The 19,179-nt window shown below is 67.2% G+C and carries 19 protein-coding genes; 6 read left to right on the plus strand and 13 right to left on the minus strand.

The features are described 5' to 3' along the window. Positions 1-8: 8 nt before the first annotated feature. A complete protein-coding gene (dapB, locus tag FVQ98_RS03425; RefSeq protein WP_147912023.1) occupies positions 9-821 on the minus strand; it encodes a 4-hydroxy-tetrahydrodipicolinate reductase in 813 nt (270 codons plus the stop codon). A 64-nt stretch (positions 822-885) separates the two neighbouring features. After that, positions 886-1,458, minus strand: a complete 573-nt coding sequence (locus FVQ98_RS03430; RefSeq protein ID WP_147912024.1) for an outer membrane protein assembly factor BamE — start codon at positions 1,456-1,458, stop codon at positions 886-888. 78 nt (positions 1,459-1,536) lie between these two features. Between FVQ98_RS03430 and fur the strand changes: the two genes are divergently transcribed. After that, positions 1,537-2,001, plus strand: a complete 465-nt coding sequence (gene fur, locus FVQ98_RS03435; RefSeq protein WP_147912025.1) for a ferric iron uptake transcriptional regulator — start codon at positions 1,537-1,539, stop codon at positions 1,999-2,001. 95 nt (positions 2,002-2,096) lie between these two features. On the opposite strand, the gene hprK is transcribed toward fur, so the two are convergent. From hprK to hpf, 3 genes are all read right to left on the minus strand, one after another. Continuing rightward, positions 2,097-3,053, minus strand: coding sequence for an HPr(Ser) kinase/phosphatase (hprK, locus tag FVQ98_RS03440; RefSeq protein ID WP_147912026.1), 957 nt, complete (start codon positions 3,051-3,053; stop codon positions 2,097-2,099). A 79-nt stretch (positions 3,054-3,132) separates the two neighbouring features. Further along, positions 3,133-3,600 carry a PTS sugar transporter subunit IIA gene (locus FVQ98_RS03445; protein WP_147912027.1) on the minus strand — a complete coding sequence of 156 codons (468 nt, stop codon included), beginning with the start codon at positions 3,598-3,600 and terminating at the stop codon, positions 3,133-3,135. A gap of 254 nt (positions 3,601-3,854) precedes the next feature. Beyond that, positions 3,855-4,187 (minus strand): ribosome hibernation-promoting factor, HPF/YfiA family, encoded by a 333-nt coding sequence (gene hpf / locus FVQ98_RS03450; protein ID WP_147912028.1) that lies wholly within the window; start codon positions 4,185-4,187, stop codon positions 3,855-3,857. A gap of 360 nt (positions 4,188-4,547) precedes the next feature. On the opposite strand from hpf, the gene corA reads away from it, so the two are divergent. After that, the gene (gene corA, locus FVQ98_RS03455) at positions 4,548-5,534 is read left to right on the plus strand and encodes a magnesium/cobalt transporter CorA (protein ID WP_147912029.1); all 987 of its coding nucleotides are present in this window, start codon (positions 4,548-4,550) and stop codon (positions 5,532-5,534) included. A gap of 265 nt (positions 5,535-5,799) precedes the next feature. Here the strand turns inward: corA and FVQ98_RS03460 are convergent, their stop codons facing one another. From FVQ98_RS03460 to FVQ98_RS03485, 6 genes are all read right to left on the minus strand, one after another. Further along, positions 5,800-6,591, minus strand: coding sequence for a 5'-methylthioadenosine/adenosylhomocysteine nucleosidase (locus tag FVQ98_RS03460; protein ID WP_187265606.1), 792 nt, complete (start codon positions 6,589-6,591; stop codon positions 5,800-5,802). 41 nt (positions 6,592-6,632) lie between these two features. Further along, on the minus strand, positions 6,633-8,351 hold the full coding sequence (locus FVQ98_RS03465) for a long-chain-fatty-acid--CoA ligase (RefSeq protein ID WP_147912031.1): 1,719 nt from the start codon (positions 8,349-8,351) through the stop codon (positions 6,633-6,635). A 244-nt stretch (positions 8,352-8,595) separates the two neighbouring features. Continuing rightward, positions 8,596-10,029 (minus strand): NAD(P)(+) transhydrogenase (Re/Si-specific) subunit beta, encoded by a 1,434-nt coding sequence (locus FVQ98_RS03470; protein ID WP_147912032.1) that lies wholly within the window; start codon positions 10,027-10,029, stop codon positions 8,596-8,598. 34 nt (positions 10,030-10,063) lie between these two features. After that, on the minus strand, positions 10,064-10,381 hold the full coding sequence (locus FVQ98_RS03475) for an NAD(P) transhydrogenase subunit alpha part 2 (RefSeq protein WP_147912033.1): 318 nt from the start codon (positions 10,379-10,381) through the stop codon (positions 10,064-10,066). A 49-nt stretch (positions 10,382-10,430) separates the two neighbouring features. Next, the gene (locus tag FVQ98_RS03480) at positions 10,431-11,291 is read right to left on the minus strand and encodes a hypothetical protein (protein ID WP_147912034.1); all 861 of its coding nucleotides are present in this window, start codon (positions 11,289-11,291) and stop codon (positions 10,431-10,433) included. A gap of 23 nt (positions 11,292-11,314) precedes the next feature. Further along, entirely contained in the window at positions 11,315-12,475 is a 1,161-nt protein-coding gene (locus tag FVQ98_RS03485) for a Re/Si-specific NAD(P)(+) transhydrogenase subunit alpha (RefSeq protein WP_147912035.1), read from the minus strand. A 161-nt stretch (positions 12,476-12,636) separates the two neighbouring features. Between FVQ98_RS03485 and FVQ98_RS03490 the strand changes: the two genes are divergently transcribed. From FVQ98_RS03490 to FVQ98_RS03500, 3 genes are all read left to right on the plus strand, one after another. Further along, positions 12,637-13,125 (plus strand): NUDIX hydrolase, encoded by a 489-nt coding sequence (locus tag FVQ98_RS03490; protein ID WP_147912036.1) that lies wholly within the window; start codon positions 12,637-12,639, stop codon positions 13,123-13,125. A gap of 227 nt (positions 13,126-13,352) precedes the next feature. Continuing rightward, positions 13,353-14,117 (plus strand): sulfite exporter TauE/SafE family protein, encoded by a 765-nt coding sequence (locus FVQ98_RS03495; RefSeq protein ID WP_147912037.1) that lies wholly within the window; start codon positions 13,353-13,355, stop codon positions 14,115-14,117. Between the two features lie 395 nt (positions 14,118-14,512). Further along, a complete protein-coding gene (locus tag FVQ98_RS03500; RefSeq protein WP_147912038.1) occupies positions 14,513-15,409 on the plus strand; it encodes an L-type lectin family protein in 897 nt (298 codons plus the stop codon). A 188-nt stretch (positions 15,410-15,597) separates the two neighbouring features. Here the strand turns inward: FVQ98_RS03500 and FVQ98_RS03505 are convergent, their stop codons facing one another. After that, a complete protein-coding gene (locus tag FVQ98_RS03505) occupies positions 15,598-16,737 on the minus strand; it encodes an ABC transporter substrate-binding protein (protein WP_147912039.1) in 1,140 nt (379 codons plus the stop codon). Between the two features lie 186 nt (positions 16,738-16,923). Between FVQ98_RS03505 and mnmA the strand changes: the two genes are divergently transcribed. Continuing rightward, on the plus strand, positions 16,924-18,090 hold the full coding sequence (gene mnmA / locus FVQ98_RS03510; RefSeq protein ID WP_147912040.1) for a tRNA 2-thiouridine(34) synthase MnmA: 1,167 nt from the start codon (positions 16,924-16,926) through the stop codon (positions 18,088-18,090). Between the two features lie 131 nt (positions 18,091-18,221). On the opposite strand, the gene FVQ98_RS03515 is transcribed toward mnmA, so the two are convergent. Beyond that, a complete protein-coding gene (locus FVQ98_RS03515; RefSeq protein WP_187265607.1) occupies positions 18,222-19,130 on the minus strand; it encodes a LysR family transcriptional regulator in 909 nt (302 codons plus the stop codon). Positions 19,131-19,179 lie beyond the last annotated feature (49 nt).

Genomic DNA, 19,179 nt, shown 5'->3' on the forward strand with positions numbered 1-19,179 from the left:
TCGGGGGTTCAGCGAAGGTTCAGCACGTCGTACATGTCATACAAACCGTTGCGCTTGTCGGCCAGGAAGCGCGCGGCGCGCAGTGCGCCCTGGGCGTAGCCCTGGCGATTGGAAGATTTGTGGCTGATCTCGATGCGCTCGCCGGTGCCAGCGAACAGCACGGTGTGGTCGCCCACGATGTCGCCACCGCGGATGGTGGCAAAGCCGATGGTGGACGGGTCGCGCTCGCCGGTGTGGCCAAAGCGCTCGTACACGGCGCAGTCCTTCAGGTCGCGGCCCAGGGCTTCGGCGATGACTTCGCCCATCTTCAGCGCGGTGCCGCTGGGCGCGTCCACCTTGTGGCGGTGGTGCGCCTCGATCACCTCGATGTCGTAGCCGGTGGACAGGGCCTTGGCGGCCATTTCCAGCAACTTGAAGGTGACATTCACACCGACACTCATGTTCGGTGCAAAGACGACCGGAATGTCCTTGGCCGCCGCGGTGATGTCGGCCTTTTGTTCATCCGAGAAGCCCGTGGTGCCGATGACGAGGCCCACGCCGTTCTTCTGGCAGGCGGCGAGGTGCGCCATGGTCGCCTCGGGGCGGGTGAAGTCGATCAGCACGCGGGCCGGCTTCAGGCCCGTGTCCAGGTCGGCCGTCACCTTGACGCCCGATGCCCAGCCAGCGGGAGCGCCCGCGTCCTGGCCCAGGGCAGGGCTGTCGCTGCGGTCCAGTGCACCGGCCAGCGCGCAGTCGCCGGACTGGCGGATGGCGTCGATCAGCATCTGGCCCATGCGCCCACTGGCGCCGGCAACAGCGATGGGCAAAGCAGAAAATGTCATGCAGTCTTTCAGTTTGGCGAGCGCCACGCGCCCACCTGTGCACCCTTGCGGTGCGCAGACCAGCTTACCGCTGCGGCTCCAGGGGTGGGTAACTACCGGCAGGGCGGGGCTGCGCCTCCTGCGTCGCCGACCCTGCGCCTGTCCCGGCGCCCTCGCCCTCGCTCGGCGCGGGAAACTTGGCGAGTTGTTCTTCGGTGGCCTCCAGCTGAGGCACCTTGACCTTTTTCGTGCGCGTGATGCGCTGCACGAACTCGGCCTCGCTGGGCATCTCGTCGCCCTCGTGGCGCTCAAGCAGGTCGTCCTTGAAGAACAGCGAGAGCTTGTAATGCTGTTCCGGCACGCCCTGGCGCTTCATGGTGAAGACGTAGTCCCAGCGGTTGCCGTGGAACACGCTGGTCATCAGCGGCGTGCCCAGCACGTCACGCACCTGCAGGCGCGTCATGCCGGGCTGCAGCTGGGCCACCTGCTCCTTGGAGACGAAGTTGCCCTGCACCACTTCGGGCTTGTACAGGGTGATTGCGTCGGCCATGCTGCGCGTGGCCGAATCGAAGCTGCTGCAGGCCCCCAGGCCGCAGACCAGCGCTACCAGCATGACCGGACGGATCATGCGGGCATGGGGTCGAGAAATGTCCACCATGAATCCGAGCTCATGCACAATACGAGCCGGACATTGTAGCGGTGCGCATTTTTCGCGCGCTGCGCAACCCGGGACGGCATGGACACCATCGACGAACTCAAGAGCACTGGCCTGAAGGCCACGCTGCCGCGCCTGAAGATCCTCGAGATCTTCCAGAAGGCCGATCAGCGGCACATGACAGCGGAAGACGTCTACCGCCTGCTGCTGGCCGAGCAGTCCGATATCGGACTGGCCACGGTGTACCGCGTGCTCACGCAGTTTGAACAGGCGGGCATCCTGAACCGCAACCACTTCGAGGCCGGCAAGGCGGTCTACGAGCTGCGCGACGACCAGCACCACGACCATCTGGTGTGCCTGGACTGCGGTCACGTAGAAGAGTTCTACGACCCCGAGATTGAAAAGCGCCAGAACGCGGTGGCCAAGGCCAAGGGCTTTCACATCGCCGATCATGCACTGAGCCTGTACGCCAACTGCACCAAGACCGACTGCCCCTACCGCGCGGCTGCGGCACCTGGCTCAGGTATTCGCCGGCCGGCGACCTGACAGCGGAAATTCACCAAGAATCGGCCTCCAGCGCACGGCAGGTCTGCGCAGATAGCTATTAATAATATAGCTATCTGCCGACTCAAGCACGCGCCTCAGACTTCTGCGTCGCGCTCCATGGCCTTGCGGTGTCGCTCGACGAATTCCTGGTAGGTATCGATGCCACGCAACTGCAGGATGTGGTTGCGCACCGCCGCCTCGACCAGCACAGCGATGTTGCGGCCCGCCACCACCTGGATGATGGCCTTCTGGATCGGCACGCCCAGCACCTCCTGCGTCAGCGGCTCATAGGGCATGCGCTCGTAGTCGCGCTCCATCGTTTCGCGCCGCACCAGGTGCACGATCAGCTTGAGCCGCATGCGCCGGCGAACCGCCGTCTCACCGAAGATGGCACGGATGTCGAGCAGACCAATGCCACGCACTTCCAGCAGGTTCTGCAGCAGCTCGGGGCAGCGCCCTTCGATGGTGGTCTGGTTGATGCGGAACAGGTCGACCGCGTCGTCGGCCACCAGCCCATTGCCGCGCGAGATCAGCTCCAACCCCAGTTCGCTTTTGCCCAGGCCGGATTCCCCCGTGATCAGCACGCCCAGGCCCAGGATGTCCATGAACACGCCGTGCATGGTCGTGCGGTTGGCAAAGTGCTTGGACAGGTAGGCCCGCAGCACGTCGACGACGAAAGCGGCCGACTCGTGGGTGGCGAACAGCGGAATCTGCGCCCGCTCGCACATCGACACCAGGGCTTCGGGCGCGGCCTGTCCGTCGCACAGCACCAGCACCGGCGGCTCCAGCGTGACGATGCGCGAGATGCGGCGTGCACAATCTTCCGGCGCGGCGTTGGTCAAGTAGGCGATTTCGCGTGTGCCGAGGATCTGCACACGGTACGGATGGATGTAGTTCAGGTAGCCAACCAGGTCGGCGCTGGACTGCGCCTCGCGGACGGCCACCTCGTCGAAACGCCGCTCCGAGGCGCCCAGCCCGGCGATCCATTGCCAGCGCAGGCTGGCGCGGTGGTCCTCGAACAGGACATCGGCACTGATGACGGTGGGCTTCATGGCGCAGTTGCAGCGAAGGGTAGCCGCAGTCTATGCGAAGCCGTCACGGGGCGGTCTTCGCCCGCTCAGAGGGCTGATGTCAGGCCGCTTGTGCGGGCTGCCACTGGGCGATCAGCCCGTGCAGGTCTTCGACGCTGGCGGCCGACTTGACGCGCTCGCGCAGGTTGCTGTCGCTCAGCAACTCGGCAATCTCGGACAGAATTTCCAGGTGCTTTTGCGTCGCCGCCTCGGGCACCAGCAGAAAGATCAGCAACCCGACGGGCTGCTCGTCCGGGGCGTCGAAGCCGATGGGCTGCGCCAACTGCAGCACAGCGGCCATCGGCGCCTTCAGGCCCTTGATGCGCCCGTGTGGAATGGCCACGCCGTGGCCCAGGCCCGTGGAGCCCAGGCGCTCACGCGCGAACAGGCTGTCGGTGATCAGGGCGCGCGAGAGACCGTGCAGGTTCTCGAACAGCAGGCCGGCTTCCTCGAACGCCCGCTTCTTGCTGGTGGCGTCGACGCCCACCAGCACTTGCGAGGCCGGGAGAATGGATGCGAGACGGTTCATGGCTTAGGGGCCGAATTATGCCCTGCACAGATCAAGAAACGACACCGGTGGCAACAGGCGCCGGCGCACGACAACGGTGGACTCGGGTAATAAGTCCGCCAAACCACCAGATCGGGCCGTGACCCGAACCGGCTGCAAGCGCGGCATTGTGCAGCATCCAGAAAGCGTTCAAGCCGCCCGGTGAAACCGGCGCGGCTTGCAGTGGGTTTTTGAGGCCGCCCGGAGGCGGCCGTGAAATGCCTGGCAGAACGTCCTTACACCAGGTGCTTGGCGGCGACCGCCCGGTCGTGCGACTGCACCTTGTCCTTGTGACGTACCACCTGGCGGTCCAGCTTGTCCATCAATTCGTCGACGGCAGCGTAAAGGTCTTCGTGTGCGCTTTCGGCAAACAGGTCGTTGCCCTTGACGCGAATGGTGCATTCGGCGCGCTGGCGTTTGTCCTTTTCCTTCTGGTTTTCAACCGAGAGCAACACCTTGACGTCCACCATCTGATCAAAGTGCCGTGTGACCCGGTCAAGCTTGCTGGTCACATAGCCGCGCAAGGCAGGGGTAACTTCCAGATGGTGTCCGCTGATCGTCAAGTTCATGTAGGGCCTCCATTCCTGACGGGATAAACGGCCGGCGCACCACCGGTTGTGGTGCCCTGGCCACCCATGACTGCGTCAGATCGCTGAGGTCATGACGCCGTCATGCAAGCTCACTATGCCTGTGATCGGAGCGCGTGGCAACGGTCGCCATCAATTCCCGGCGACCCTGCTGAGACCGCCCCCAAAACGCCTGGCCAATGCCATAATCCGAGGGTTTTTCCTCACTCGAAAGCCCCGCCTTGGAACCCGTCCCGAGTCGCTAGCTTTCGCTCCCTGGGATCCGCTGGCGCGGGGGGCTGAAAGCCATCACACCCTGCTGCGCCGCACCGTCCTGCCCCGAAATCCCCAGGGAGTCTGCCCATGCTCAACGTTTTCACGCTGTCGAACGGACGGCTGTTTCAGGAAGAAATCGAATCCCTCGAGGAGCTCTCCAAGTTCCGCCCGATCTGGGTGGACCTGGAAGAACCCACGACCGAAGAAAAGCGCTGGGTGCGCCAGTACTACGGCCTGTCGATTCCGGAAGACGCGATCGACGACGACATTGAAGAGTCGGCCCGCTTCTACGAAGAAGACAACGGCGAGCTGCACATCCGCAGCGACTTCCTGGTGGCCGACCCCGACGAGCCGCAGCAGGTGCGCGTGGCCTTCATCCTGAACATGACCAACGAGCTGCTGCGCAGCCACGGCGTGCTGTTCTCGATCCACGACGAAACGGTGCCCGCCTTTCGCCTGCTGCGCATGCGCGCGCGGCGCATGCCCGGGCTGCTGGCCGACGCCAAGGAAGTGCTGCTCAAGCTGTTCGACGCCGACGCCGAGTACTGCGCCGACACGCTGGAAGGCGTTTACGACGAGCTGGAAACGGCCAGCAAGAAGGTGCTGGACGGCAACGTGGGTGACGAGGTCGCCAGCGAGGTGCTGGGCGCCATCGCCCGCCAGGAAGACATGAACGGGCGCATCCGCCGCAACGTGATGGACACGCGCCGCGCCGTCAGCTTCCTGATGCGCAGCAAGATGCTGGACGCCGAGCAGTTCGAAGAAGCCCGCCAGATCCTGCGCGACATCGATTCGCTGGACAGCCACACCACCTTCCTGTTCGACAAGATCAACTTCCTGATGGACGCCACGGTCGGTTTCATCAACATCAACCAGAACAAGATCATCAAGCTGTTCTCGGTGGCCAGCGTCGCGCTGCTGCCGCCGACGCTGATTGCCAGCGTGTACGGGATGAACTTCAAGGTCATGCCCGAGCTGGAATGGCAGTATGGCTACGCCTGGGGCATCGGCCTGATGATCGCCAGCGCGCTGCTTCCGATGTGGTATTTCCGGCGGCGCGGCTGGTTGAAGTGAAGGGCACCCCCCTGAGGCGCTGACGCGCCTTCCCCCCTCTCTCTGCGCGCTGCGCGCTTCGGGAGGGGGGACAACGCCAGTTGCCGGCGCGGGTCCGGCAACGGCGTTCGCTGGGCTGTTGGCCGGGCGCGCGGATTGGGGCGGTCGGGTGAATTGGGTGTGCTGGGCGTACCGCGGCGCGCTTCGACACACGTGCGCCAAGCGATGAAATTCAGATGAAATCACCCCTCCACCCTACACCCACCTGCGCGAACAGCTCCCGTTTTCAGAGCATCTCAAAGAACCTATCGAGCGTGGTGGCGCTGTAGCGGCTGGCGACGGTGTCGATGAAGCGAGTGAAGTCGACGTGGGCGCTGTCGTCGGCGCGGTCGGAGATGGTGCGCAGGGCGGCCAGGGGGATGCCGTAGTCGTGGCAGACCTGGGCGACGGCGGCGCCTTCCATTTCGACGGCCAGGGCGTCCGGCAGACGCTGGCGCAGGGCCTGGCTTTCGGCGCTGGTGGCGACGAAGCGGTCGCCGCTGACGATCAGGCCGTCGTGCAGGCGCGGGGCGTGCAGCGCGAATTCTTGCACCGCGGCGGCGCCCAGCGCTTCCTCGGGCCGCACGAGGACCTGCTCTGTGGCGGCGCGCAGCGTGGCGCTCAGGCCCGCGTCGGCCTCGAACAGGGCGCGCCCGTACAGCGGAACTTCGTGCGGCGGGAACAGGGGCGAGGCGTCCATGTCGTGCTGCAGGAAGGCGTCCGCCAGTACCACGTCGCCCACGCGCACGCCCTGCCCCAGACCGCCGGCGACGCCGGTGAAGACGATATGGGTGACGCCAAAGCGCTCGATCAGCGCGGTGGCGGTGGTCGCGGCGGCCACCTTGCCGATGCGCGACAGCACGGCGACGACCTCGTGCCCGCGCCAGTGGCCGACCCAGAAGTCGCGCCCGGCGGCGGACTGGCGCTGCTCGTCGGGCAGCGTCTTCAGCACCTCGCTCAGCTCCTGGTGCATCGCGCTCATCAGGCCGATGCGGCGCGGCGAATTCAAAGCGAAAAACCCTTCACGCCCTACAACCATCTGCGCAAGCAGCTATCTAATCAATAGCGAATGTCAGCCGACTAATTGACCGAAACGGTGCCCGCTGCCGGCGCAGCGGCCGGGGCGGGCGCGTCGCGCAGCTCGCGGCGCAGCACCTTGCCAACGGGGGTTTTGGGCAGTTCGGTGCGGAACTCGATGACGCGCGGGCGCTTGTAGCCGGTGAGGTTGTCGTGGCAGAACTGGCGCACGGCGTCTTCGGTGAGCGCCGGGTCTTTTTTGACGATGACGAGCTTGACGGCCTCGCCCATGCGCTCGTCCGGCACGCCAACGGCGGCCACTTCGAGCACGCCGGGCATGGCGGCCACGACGTCTTCCACTTCGTTCGGGTAGACGTTGAAGCCGCTGACCAGGATCATGTCCTTCTTGCGGTCGACTATTTTTGTGTAGCCGCGCTCGTCCATCACACCGATGTCGCCCGAGCGGAAGTAGCCGTCGGCCGTCATGACCTTGGCGGTTTCATCGGGCCGCTGCCAGTAGCCGGCCATGACCTGCGGGCCCTTGATGCCGATCTCGCCCGGCTGGCCGAGCGGCACCTCGTTGCCCGCATCGTCCAGGATCTTGATGTAGGTGCTGGGGATCGGCAGGCCGATGGTGCCGGTGAATTCCTTGTTGGTCACCGGGTTGCAGGTGGCCGAGGGGCTGGTTTCGGACAGACCGTAGCCCTCACAGATCGGGCAGCCGGTCTTTTCGAGCCAGAGCTTGGCCACCGCGCCCTGCACCGCCATGCCGCCACCGACCGACACCTTCAGGTTCTTCCAGTTCACGGTGTTGAAGTCGGGGTGGTGCGCCAGCCCGTTGAACAGGGTGTTGACGGCCGGAAAGCTGTGAAAGGTGTGCTTGGACAGCTCTTTCAGCGTGGCGGGCAGATCGCGCGGGTTGGGGATCAGGATGGTCTTGCCTCCCGTGCGCATGCTCAGCATCATGTTCACCGTGAAGGCGAAGATATGGTAGAGCGGCAGCGCGCAGATGTTGGTGGACTGCTCGCCGGCCGGCACCCGCTTCATCGCGGGGTCGTTCCAGGCCTCGGACTGCAGCACGTTGGCGATCACGTTGCGGTGCAGCAGCATCGCGCCCTTGCTGACGCCGGTGGTGCCGCCGGTGTATTGCAGCACGGCGATGTCGTCTGGCGCGATGGCCGGCGCGCTGAAGGGCGCGCCACGGCCCTTGGCCACCGCATCGTTGAAGCGCACGGCGCCGGGCAGGCGGTAGGCCGGCACCAGCTTCTTGACCTTGCGCACCACGAAGTTGACGATCAGCCCTTTCAGCCCGCCCAGGCGGTCGCCCATGCTGGCCAGCACCACGTGCTTGACCGGCGTGCTGGCGATGCACTTGTCCAGCGTGGCGGCGAAGTTCTCGATGATGACGATGGCCTTGGCGCCGGAATCCTTCAGCTGGTGCTCCAGCTCGCGCGCGGTGTAGAGCGGGTTGACGTTCACCACGACGTAGCCCGCGCGCAGGATGGCCGCCACAGTGGCGGGGTACTGGGGCACGTTGGGCATCATGATGGCCACGCGGTCACCGCGCGCCAGGCCCAGGCTCTGCAGGTAGGCCGCCAGCGCGCGGCTTTGCGCGTCGGTGTCGGCGTAGCTGAAGTCCTTGCCCATGAAGCTGTACGCCGCGCGGTCGGCGTACTTCTTGAAGCTCTCCTCGATCAGCGCCACCAGCGACGGGTACTGCGTCTCGTCGATGTCGGCGGGAACGCCTTCCGGGTAGTGCTTGAGCCAGATGCGCTCGGTCATGGGGCCGGTACTCCTTCAGTTGAACGCCGCCGGGCAGGGCGACGCAGGGGGAAGCGAACGGCCGCGCGGTGCACGGCCAGAACCTCGCATTGTGTGACCTGATGTTCCGGCGAGGTACTGGCGTTTTCCTGAGTCACCCGAACGCGACACCTGAAGTACCGCTAAGAGATACTTTTCGCACGGTCGTTCGAAAACAGCACTGCGCCGCAATCCCGGGCGGTTGCTGGCCCCGCCCGGCGTGAGGTCATTCGATCGCCTTGCCGATGTCCTCGACCACCTTCTTGGCGTCGCCGAACACCATCATGGTCTTGGGCATGTAGAACAGCTCGTTGTCCAGACCGGCGTAGCCCGCGGCCATGGAGCGCTTGTTCACGATCACCGATTTGGCCTTGTAGGCCTCCAGGATCGGCATGCCGTAGATCGAGCTGCCCTTTTGCAGCGCGGCCGGGTTCACCACGTCGTTGGCGCCCAGGATGATGGCGACGTCGGCCTGGCCGAATTCGCCGTTGACGTCTTCCATCTCGTGCACCTGATCGTAGGGCACTTCGGCCTCGGCCAGCAGCACGTTCATGTGGCCGGGCATGCGGCCGGCGACGGGGTGAATGGCGTACTTCACGTCGACGCCCTTGGCCACCAGCTTGTCGACCAGTTCCTTCACGGCGTGCTGGGCGCGCGCCACCGCCAGGCCGTAGCCGGGGACGATGATCACGCTGTCGGCGTTGCTGAGCATGAAGGCCGCGTCGTCGGCGCTGCCGGTCTTGACCGGGCGCTGCTCCTGCGTGCCGGTGGCGACGGCGGCTTCACCGCCAAAGCCGCCCAGGATCACGTTGAAGAACGATCGGTTCATCGCCTTGCACATGATGTAACTCAGGATCGCGCCGGAGCTGCCCACCAGCGAGCCGGCAATGATCAGCATGCTGTTGTTCAGGCTGAAGCCGATGCCCGCGGCGGCCCAGCCGGAGTAGCTGTTCAGCATGGACACCACCACCGGCATGTCGGCGCCGCCGATGGGGATGATCAGCGTCACGCCGATGATGAAGCCCAGCAGGCACACCAGCACGAAGTCCATCGTGCTCTGCGAATGCCAGAAGCCGAAGATGAAGAACAGCGCGGCCAGGCCCAGCGCCAGGTTCAGCCAGTGCTGGCCGGGGAACTGCACCGGCGCGCCCTGGAACAGGCGGAACTTGGACTTGCCCGACAGCTTGCCCCAGGCGATGACGGAGCCGCTGAAGGTCACCGCGCCGATGAAGGCGCCCAGCGCCAGCTCGATCCGGTTGCCGCCCGGAATCTGGCCGCCCACGCCGTTCACCGGGTGGTCGGCGATGCCGAAGGCCCAGGGCTCGATGGCCGCCGCGCCGGCGATGAACACCGCCGCCAAGCCGATCATGCTGTGGAAGAACGCCACCAGCTCGGGCATCTTGGTCATCTCGACGGTCTTGGCGCGCCAGGCGCCGTAACCGCCGCCGACCACCAGGCCCAGCAGCACCCAGCCCAGGCCGGCGGCCGAGCCAGCCAGCTTGACGATCAGCGCGGCCGTGGTCAGCACGGCGATGGTCATGCCCGCCATGCCGAACAGGTTGCCGCGGATCGAGGTGGTGGGGTGGCTCAGGCCCTTCAGGGCCTGAATGAAGCAAACGCTGGCGATCAGGTACAGCAGCGTGACGAGGTTCATGCTCATCGGATGTTTCTCCTCTTTTTATAGCTGCTTGCGCTTATTTGGCGGGCGCCGGAGCGACTTTTTTATCTTTTTTCTTGAACATCTCGAGCATCCGGCGCGTGACCAGGAAGCCGCCGAAGATGTTGACCGCGGCCAGCGCCACCGCCGCCACGCCCAGCGCCTTGCCCACCGTGCCTTCGGTCAGTGCCGCGGCCAGCATGGCGCCGACGATGACGATGGCCGAGATGGCGTTGGTCACCGCCATCAGCGGCGTGTGCAAGGCGGGCGTTACCGTCCACACCACGTGGTAGCCCACGTAGATGGCCAGCACGAAGATGATCAGGTTGATGAGGGTGGGCGACACGATGTCCATGGCGATCTCCAGGGGCGGGCTGGCGTCAGGCGTTGCAGGAAAAACAGGCTTACTCGCGGTCGACGCGCGGCACGGGCGCCGGCGGCGTGACCTGCGTGGCGCGGGCGGGCGGCGGCGCTTTCACCGCGGGCGGCGGTGGCGGCAGGCCGATGCGCGGGCCGTACGGGAACTGCGGCACGGCCAGGCGGCCGCTGCCACCCGCGGCGCGCGCGGCGGCAGCGAACTGGCGCGCCCACTGCGTGGCCGGCGCGCCGGCCAGCAGAAAGTCGTTGGGGTTGCGCGTGACCGGCTCGATCAGCGCCATGTCGAACAGCGCATGCGCTTCCAGGGCCGGGCCGTTTTCGGCCGGGACGCGGTACGACACCCAGCTGCGCGGGCGCAGGGACCAGCCCCGGCTGTCCAGCCACTGGTACATCACCGCGTTCTGGCGCTGCATCCAGCCGTCGAAGTCGGCGTCGCGGCGCATGCGCAGGCAGTGGCCGTCGGGGCCCGGCACCACTTCCTGGTTCATCGCCAGCGGGCAGTGCGCCATGCCGGGGGCGGACGCCGCGGTCTGCACCACCACGATGGCCAGCCACTGGCCGTCGTCGCGGCGCCAGCCGGCCACGCGCGTGGGGGCATTCGGGCCGGTGACGGGCACGGGCGAATCGCCGGCCAGCCAGGGGGCGTTGAAATGGCCCAGATCAACCCAGGTGCCCACGTTGGCGGGCGGCACGGTGATCAGCGGCGCCTGCGTTCCCTGGACGGTGCCGGCGACGGTGCCTTGGGCGGAGTCGGCGGGCGTCGCGCGTGGCGCGGCGCAGCCGGCCAGCACAGCCCCCAGCGCGAGGGCGGACAGCGCCAGCGCCGGGCGGCGCAGGCGAACGGATCGGGTGGCCGGTTGGGCCGGTGCAGAAGGTGTGGCGGTCATGGCGTAAAACTGAGCCAGGAAAATCACTTGCGCGTCACCGTACCCTGATGGGCCATCAGGCAGGCGGCGACGATGTCGTCTTCCGCGTCGATCCGGAAGGTGGCGGCCGGCTCGCCCTTGGCGGCGGGCGGGAGCACCAGCTTCAGGAAGTCGAGCACGTTGCGCGCGTACAGCGCGGAGGCGTCCGCGCCCACGCGCGCCGCCAGGTTGGTGTCACCGATGATGGTCACACCGTGTTTGGACACGATCTTGTCGGCCTCGGTCAGGGGGCAGTTGCCGCCCACCGTGCCGTCCGGGTTGGGCGCGCCCTTGCCGGCGGCCATGTCGACGATGACCGAGCCCGGCTTCATGCTCTTGACCATGTCTTCGGTGATCAGCACGGGCGCGGCGCGGCCGGGGATCAGCGCGGTGGAAATCACCACGTCGGCCTGGGCCACGCGCTTGGCGACCTCGACCTTCTGGCGCTCCAGCCAGCTCGGCGGCATCGGCTTGGCGTAGCCGCCCACGCCTTCGGCGGCTTCTTTTTCTTCCGCCGTTTCGTAAGGCACGTCGATGAACTTGCCGCCCAGCGATTCGATCTGCTCCTTGACGCTGGGGCGCACGTCGCTCGCCTCGATCACGGCGCCCAGGCGCTTGGCCGTGGCGATCGCCTGCAGACCGGCCACGCCGACGCCCAGAATGACCACGCGCGCCGCCTTCACGGTGCCGGCGGCGGTCATCAGCATGGGGAAGAATTTCGGGTAATGGTCGGCCGCGGTGATGACGGCCTTGTAGCCGGCGATGTTGGCCTGGCTGGACAACACGTCCATGCTTTGCGCGCGCGTGGTGCGCGGCGCCGCTTCCAGGGCAAAGGCGGTGAGGTTGGCGGCGGCCAGGCGCTGCAGGCCATCGGCGTTGAAGGGCTCCAGCATGCCGACCAGCACGGCGCCCGGCTTCATCTGGGCCAGTTCGGCGTCATTGGGCAGGCGCACTTTCAGCACCATCTCGGCGCCCAGCGCGCGGGCAGCGTCGGTGATCTCGGCGCCCGCGGCGTGGTAGGCCTCGTCCGTCGCGCTGGCGCGCAGGCCGGCGCCCGACTGCACCATGACCTGGTGGCCTTGGGCGACGAGCTTCTTGGCCGTCTCCGGCGTCACGGCCACGCGGGTTTCTCCAGCCGCCGTTTCAGCGGGCACGCCAATCTGCATGGCACGTCTCCTCGTGATTCAGGTCATGCGGGCGGCGCCGGGGCGGCGGCCCTGTATCAAATAGTGCCGGCGAGCTTAACAGACGACCAGCCCGCCAACGCTGTCCGCTGACGCTCTGGCGACGCCCTGCCCCACCGCGGGCGCCGGCCCATAATCGCCGCATGACAACGAAGCGATGGAAGCCCAGCGTGACCGTGGCCGCCGTGATCGAGCAGGATGGCCGCTACCTGCTGGTGGAGGAGCACACCGCCGACGGGCTGCGCCTGAACACGCCGGCCGGCCACCTGGAGCCGGGCGAATCGCCCCAGGACGGCGCCGTGCGCGAAGCGCTGGAGGAAACCGGCCGCCATTTCACGCCCGAGGCGCTGCTGGGCGTCTACCTGGCCGCGTCGCCCGACAGCGCGGGCACGCCGACCACCTGGGTGCGCTTTGCCTTCTGCGGCCGCGCCAGCGCGCCGGTGCCGGGCCAGGCGCTGGACGCCGGCATCGTGCGCACGCTGTGGCTGACGCCCGCCGAGGTCGAAGCCAGCCAGGAACGCCACCGCAGCCCGCTGGTCTGGCGCTGTGTGCAGGACCATGTGCTCGGCCAGCGCTTTGCGCTGGCGGCGGTGCAGACCGACGCCAGCGCGACCCCCGGCGCCGCGGCCTGAGCCGGCGCACGCGGGCGGCGCGCCGTGGCGCGGTCTGATCACGCCGCTGCCGCCACCGTTTGCAAGCAGAATCGGTCTCGCGCCCTACAAGCACCTGCGCAGGCAGCTATGGTTTTTGACAATCGACCGAGGCGGTTGATAAATATGCTTCAAATCACCCCTCAGCCCTAGAACTACCTGCGCAAGCAGCTTCCAACTTGATAGCACACCCGCTCACCTGACCCGCCATGGACGCCCTCTCCCAGTTCCTTTTGCTCGCCACCGCCGCCTTCGGCGCGGGCGTGCTCAACGCCATTGCCGGCGGCGGCACCTTCCTGACCTTCCCCGCCCTGGTCTACACCGGCGTGCCGCCCATCGCCGCCAACGCCACCAGCGCGCTGGCCGTGTCGCCCGGCTACCTGGGCAGCACGCTGGGCTTCCGGCCCGAGCTGGCCGCCCAGCCGCGCAGCCTGCTGGTGCGCGAAATGCTGATCTGCGCCGTCGGCGGCGTGGCCGGCGCGCTGCTGCTGCTGGTGACGCCCGCCAAGGTCTTTGAAGGCGTCGTGCCGTGGCTGCTGCTGTTCGCCACCGCGCTGTTCGCCCTGGGCCCCAGCATCGCGCGCTGGGCCGGCTCGGCCGACGGCGGCGCGTCGCCGCTGTGGCGCAACGTGGGGCTGGCGGTGGTCGCCGTGTACGGCGGTTACTTCAACGGCGGCCTGGGCATTTTGCTGATGGCGCTGTATCTGCTGGTCGGCGTGACGCAGCTGAACACCGTCAACGCGCTGAAGAATTTGAATTCCTTCGTACTATCGGTGCTGTCCGTCGTCGCCTTCGCCATCGGCGGCGCCATCGTCTGGAAACAAGCGCTGCTGATGGCCGTGTTCGCCACCTTCGGCGGCTTTGCCGGCGCCCGGCTGGCCAAGCGCCTGCCCGTGGCGTGGGTGCGCGCCATTGTCATCGTCACCGGGCTGGCGATGAGCGTGCTGTTCTTCATGCGCAGCAGCGCGGGCTGAGCGGCGGCGCGCGCCGCCTCCCGGGCGGGCGAGAGCGGCCCACGCCCGCCTCATCGGTCACGCGGCCGCGCTGCGGCAGCGCCATGCACCGTGTCCGGCGCAATTGGCCTCCCCCGCGTAGGCACGGCCGGCTCGGGCGAACCTGTCCGCCGCGCACGGCCACCAGCACTTTGACGCCGCCAATCCTTCAGAACGCTCCGCAGATTGACCGACGTCAACAAGCCTCAGGCGATGTTTTGACCGATTTGCATGTATTTTTGTACTACTCATTGACTGAAATCGGTAGCAAGTTTTAACATTTAAGTCAACTACCGTTGACGCCAAAAAAACCGATGCGCTGCCGCCACACCGACACCCCGCCCTCACTTCCCCACGGGGTACGCCTTGGCCTGCTCATGGCGGTCTGGTTTACCAGCGCCGCTGCCGCGCAGGCGCAGCACGTGAACGAAACCCAGAGCTTCAGAGGCGCCGCCGCTCCTGGCTGGACGCTGCTGGGTGCCGCAACCTTGTCCAACAACCCGGCCGGCGAAGGCTGGCTGCGCCTGACGGGCAGCGGGGCCGGAGAAGCCAATATCCAGGGAGGCGCGGTCTTCGATACCCCTGTGCTGGCCACGCAGGGCGTGGACATCCGTTTCACGTACCAGGTGGATGGAGATGCCGATGGCTTCACGGTATTCGCCATCGATGGCAGCACCGCCAGCCCTTCGCTCGCCCCCAGTCCTCCGTTTTATGGTCACCGCCTGGGCTACGTGGGTATGCCGGGGGGCTATGTGGCCGCAGGCTTCAACGAATATTTTGGCTTGGCCTACTTGTTCCACTGTGTCCCCGAGGTTTCCTCTAAGCCGTGCGGTGGGGCACAGACCGAGACGGAGCAGGTGGTCGCACTGGGGTCTGTCCAGGCCGGCTCGCCACCAACCAACACCGCACTTGACTGGGCGTCGGCCGTCGGGAAGATCAAAGTGCCAAGCACGAGGGTGGTGCACACCGGCAGGGTCACCTTGACACCGGCCCCCGACGTCACCATGACGATCGAGATTGACGGCACCCCCGTGCTGACCACGCCGTTGATGGTGGCGGGCCAGCCGATGCCCGGCATGGCTGCGCTGCCTGCCACACTGAAGTTCGGCTTCAGCGGCGCCTTCGGCGCCTGGCGAGCGAGTCACGACATTCGCGACGTCACCATCGTCAGCGGGCGCGCGCCCACCGCGGTACCAACGACCTCGCTGGGCGGCCTGGCCGCCTTGGCCGCGTTGCTGACGGCTGCGCTCGCCTGGCGCCGCCAACGGGGCTGAACGGCCCACGCCACCAGAGCGCCGCCGCCGCGGCGCGGATTTGGCTCGCCAGCCGCTTGCGATTGGCCACCACCGCGTGCGCCGATCTTGTTGCGGCTACTACCACGCCGCTCCGTGGCCGCGCCGATCGGTGCTTGCTATGTTTTCAGCAGCTATTGGCGCAGATGGTTGTTGGGCCGGCGCCCGATTCAGCGCTGAAACTTGCCGTTGCGCCCGATGATCGACAGTTCCACGTAGTTCAAGCCGGTGTGGTCGGTGGGGCTGAAGCCCAGCTCCAGGCCGCCCAGGTTCAGGTGGTTGATGCTGTTGAGCGCGTCAATGACCTTGGCGCGCGTCGGGCTGGGGCCGGCGCGGCGCAGCGCCTCGACCAGCACCTTGGCGCTGGCAAAGCCCTCCATCACCTGCGGCGACAGCTCTCCCTTGCCCTTGAGCAGGGCCAGCGCCTCGCGGTTGATCGGCACGCCCAGCGCACGTTCGCTCGGGAACACCTGGGTCACCACCACGCCGTGCGCGTGCTCACCCAGCTGCTTGATGAAACCGGCCGACGCGTTGTTCGACACGGTCAGCACCTGCGCGGCCGAACCGGCCTGGCGCAGCGCCTTGACGCCGCCGCTCACGGCCACGCTGGAGCCGATCCACAGCACGGCCTGTGCCTGCTTGTCGATCAGCGTCTTGACGATGGCCGCGTAGTCAGGCTTTTCCCGGTCGGCCTTGATGACGGCCACGGGCTGCTTGCCTGCGGCGGCAAAGCCTTTCATGGCGCCGGCCAGGCAGTCGGCGCCAAAGCTGTCGTCCACGTGCACCACGGCCACGCGCTCCAGCGTGATCTCGTGCAGGTGGCGAATGGCGCGCTCGGTCTCGGCCTGGTAGCTGGAGCGCACGTTGAACACGTACGGGTTGACCGGTGTGTGGAACACCATGGCGCCGGTGGACGGGGCGACCAGCGCCAGCTTGTGCTGGGCCAGCAGCGGCAGGATGGCCTCGGTGTGCGGGGTGGCGCGACTCATGAACAGCGCGACCACGTTGTCCTGCTCGATCAGCTTCTTGGCGTTCTCGGCCGCGCGCGGCGGCTTGAAGTTGTCGTCCAGCGTGATCAGCTTGATCTTCTCGCCATGAATGCCGCCTTGCGCGTTGACGTGGTCCAGATAGGCGCGCACGCCCACCAGCGTTTCGCCCACGCTGGCGGCCACCGGGCCGGTGACGGAGGTGGTCTGGCCGATCAGGATGTCGGCCTGCGCGGGCAGGGCCACGGCCAGGCCGCAGGCGATCAAGGTGGGCGCCAGCCAACGGCGAGTCCAATGGCGGGGAGAGATGCGAGAGGTTTTCATCGACAGCAAAACCAGAAGCCCTGGCGTGCAACAACAGCGCAGCCGACGCAGCGCCGCGCCAGCGCTCAAGAAAAAGGAACCCCCTGAACAGGGGGTGCGGCGAGTGTGCCAACGGCGGCGGCCTGCTGCCATGCGCAATAACCCGTAGGTATTCGTCGCCCATGTCGCGCTGCGGATAATCGGGGGATGCAAGCCAAGCAACGCATCGTGGTGGGCCTCTCGGGCGGGGTCGATTCGGCCGTGACCGCCTGGCTGCTTAAAAAAGCGGGTCACGAGGTGGTCGGCATCTTCATGAAGAACTGGGAAGACGACGACGACAGCGAGTACTGCTCGTCCAACGTCGACTTCGTGGACGCTGCCGCCGTGGCCGATGTAATCGGCATCGAGATCGAGCACGTCAACTTCGCCGCCGACTACAAGGACCGCGTGTTCGCCGAATTCCTGCGCGAATACTCGGCCGGCCGCACGCCCAACCCCGACGTGCTGTGCAACGCCGAGATCAAGTTCAAGGCGTTTCTGGACCACGCCCTGCGCCTGGGCGCTGAAAAAATCGCCACGGGCCATTACGCACGGGTGCGCTTGAACGCGGCCACCGCGCGCCACGAACTGCTCAAAGGCCTGGACCCCGCCAAAGACCAGAGCTACTTCCTGCACCGGCTCACGCAGGCGCAGCTCGCCAAGACGCTGTTCCCCGTGGGCGAGCTGCACAAGACCGAGGTGCGACGCATCGCCGCCGAGATCGGCCTGCCGAACGCCAGAAAGAAGGATTCGACCGGCATCTGCTTCATCGGCGAGCGGCCGTTCCGCGAATTCCTCAACCGCTACCTGCAGACGAAGCCCGGCCCGATCAAGGACGAGCGCGGCCGCAAGATCGGCGAGCACGTCGGCCTGAGCTTCTACACGCTGGGCCAGCGCCAGGGCCTGGGCATTGGCGGCGTGCGCGAAAAAGGCGCGCAGCGCGGTGGGGGCGACCACTCGCCGTGGTTCGTGGCGCGCAAGGACATGGCGACCAACACGCTGTACGCCGTGCAAGGCCACGACCACCCCTGGCTGCTGTCGCACGAGCTGGTGTTTGACGACCTGTCCTGGACCGCAGACGCCGCGCCCGCGACCGGCGCCTACGCTGCCAAGACGCGCTACCGCCAGGCCGACGCGCCCTGCACCCTGGCAGGCGGCCCCACGCCCGCCAGCCGCGTGCTGCGCTTTGCCGAGCCGCAATGGGCCGTCACCCCGGGCCAAAGCGCCGTGCTGTACGACGGCGAGGTCTGCCTGGGCGGCGGCGTGATCGCCAGCGCCGAGACGCTGGCGGAGGACGCGGCGAGCGCGCCCGAACGCGCCGCCGCGCGCGCCTGAACCGGGCGGTGCGCGCTCAGGCAGGGCGCACCAATTTTCAAGCAAAATCGACCTTCAGCCCTACAGCCACCTGCGTAACCAGCTCCTTATTTGGTAGCAAATGGACAGATGCATCGGGAAGATACGGGTGCTCAGCCCGCTTCCGCTGTCGCACGCACTGCGTCCACCAGCGCCGTCAGCGCGGCCGACTTCATGCGCGCGCTGGGGTAGTACAGGTAGAAGTGCTCGGCCGGCGGCAGCCAGTCGGGCAGCACGGCGCGCAAGCGCCCCGCTTGCAACCCCGCGCGCGCCTGCACTTCGTACACATAGGCCAAACCCAGCCCGGCTTCGGCCAGGGCCAGCGCGGCGGCGCTGTCGTTCACGGTGACGGCGCCGTCGGTGCGCACGTCCACCGTGCGACCGGCACGGGTGAATTGCCAGCGGTACAGCGCGCCGCTGCCAAAGCGCAGCTGGATGCAGCGGTGCTGCGCCAGATCGGCCGGCACGGCGGGCGTGCCGTGCGCGGCCAGGTAGGCCGGCGTGCCGACCACCGTGAAGGCCAGCGGCGCGCCGACGGGCAGCGCCACCATGTCGGCCTGCAGCTGTTCACCAAAGCGCACGCCAGCGTCAAAACCGTCCTGCACGATGTCGACCAGGGTGTCGCTGCACACCAGTTCCACCGCAATGCGCGGGTGCTCGGCCTGCAACCGCGCCAGCACCGGCGCCAGCACGGAGCGCGCGGCCATGTGCGGCAGGGTCAGGCGCAGCGTGCCGCTGGGCGTGGCGGCCTGCTCGCGCACGGCGGCCAGCGCGTCGCGCACGTGGGCCAGCGCCGGCGCCAGGGTCGCCAACAGCTGCTGGCCGGCCTCGGTCGGGGCGACGCTGCGCGTGGTCCGGTGCAACAGGCGCAGGCCCAGGCGCGCTTCCAGCGCGCGCAGCCGGTGGCTGAGGGCCGACGGCGTCACGCCCAGCGTGGCGGCAGCCTGGCGGAAGCTGCGCGCGTCGGCCACAGCGGCGAAGGCGGCCAGGTCGTCCAATGAGGGCGGCAGGGTCTCATTCATGAACTTGGCTCAGTAAATCGTGAATCGATCAGGCGATTATCAAATTGAC

It is taken from the genome of Ottowia flava (genome assembly GCF_008017535.1).
GTDB lineage: Bacteria > Pseudomonadota > Gammaproteobacteria > Burkholderiales > Burkholderiaceae_C > Ottowia > Ottowia flava.

Coding starts and splice junctions, on each gene's coding strand:
- FVQ98_RS03465 (WP_147912031.1), bottom strand. CDS start 8,351: ATGACCGAGCGCATCTGGCTCAAGCACTACCCGGAAGGCGTTCCCGCC.
- FVQ98_RS03505 (WP_147912039.1), bottom strand. CDS start 16,737: ATGAAAACCTCTCGCATCTCTCCCCGCCATTGGACTCGCCGTTGGCTG.
- mnmA (WP_147912040.1), top strand. CDS start 16,924: ATGCAAGCCAAGCAACGCATCGTGGTGGGCCTCTCGGGCGGGGTCGAT.
- FVQ98_RS03460 (WP_187265606.1), bottom strand. CDS start 6,591: ATGGTTGTAGGGCGTGAAGGGTTTTTCGCTTTGAATTCGCCGCGCCGC.
- FVQ98_RS03515 (WP_187265607.1), bottom strand. CDS start 19,130: ATGAATGAGACCCTGCCGCCCTCATTGGACGACCTGGCCGCCTTCGCC.
- FVQ98_RS03445 (WP_147912027.1), bottom strand. CDS start 3,600: ATGAACCGTCTCGCATCCATTCTCCCGGCCTCGCAAGTGCTGGTGGGC.
- hpf (WP_147912028.1), bottom strand. CDS start 4,187: ATGAACTTGACGATCAGCGGACACCATCTGGAAGTTACCCCTGCCTTG.
- FVQ98_RS03485 (WP_147912035.1), bottom strand. CDS start 12,475: ATGCAGATTGGCGTGCCCGCTGAAACGGCGGCTGGAGAAACCCGCGTG.
- FVQ98_RS03480 (WP_147912034.1), bottom strand. CDS start 11,291: ATGACCGCCACACCTTCTGCACCGGCCCAACCGGCCACCCGATCCGTT.
- FVQ98_RS03490 (WP_147912036.1), top strand. CDS start 12,637: ATGACAACGAAGCGATGGAAGCCCAGCGTGACCGTGGCCGCCGTGATC.
- FVQ98_RS03495 (WP_147912037.1), top strand. CDS start 13,353: ATGGACGCCCTCTCCCAGTTCCTTTTGCTCGCCACCGCCGCCTTCGGC.
- FVQ98_RS03500 (WP_147912038.1), top strand. CDS start 14,513: ATGGCGGTCTGGTTTACCAGCGCCGCTGCCGCGCAGGCGCAGCACGTG.
- FVQ98_RS03430 (WP_147912024.1), bottom strand. CDS start 1,458: ATGGTGGACATTTCTCGACCCCATGCCCGCATGATCCGTCCGGTCATG.
- FVQ98_RS03475 (WP_147912033.1), bottom strand. CDS start 10,381: ATGGACATCGTGTCGCCCACCCTCATCAACCTGATCATCTTCGTGCTG.
- hprK (WP_147912026.1), bottom strand. CDS start 3,053: ATGAAGCCCACCGTCATCAGTGCCGATGTCCTGTTCGAGGACCACCGC.
- dapB (WP_147912023.1), bottom strand. CDS start 821: ATGACATTTTCTGCTTTGCCCATCGCTGTTGCCGGCGCCAGTGGGCGC.
- fur (WP_147912025.1), top strand. CDS start 1,537: ATGGACACCATCGACGAACTCAAGAGCACTGGCCTGAAGGCCACGCTG.
- corA (WP_147912029.1), top strand. CDS start 4,548: ATGCTCAACGTTTTCACGCTGTCGAACGGACGGCTGTTTCAGGAAGAA.
- FVQ98_RS03470 (WP_147912032.1), bottom strand. CDS start 10,029: ATGAGCATGAACCTCGTCACGCTGCTGTACCTGATCGCCAGCGTTTGC.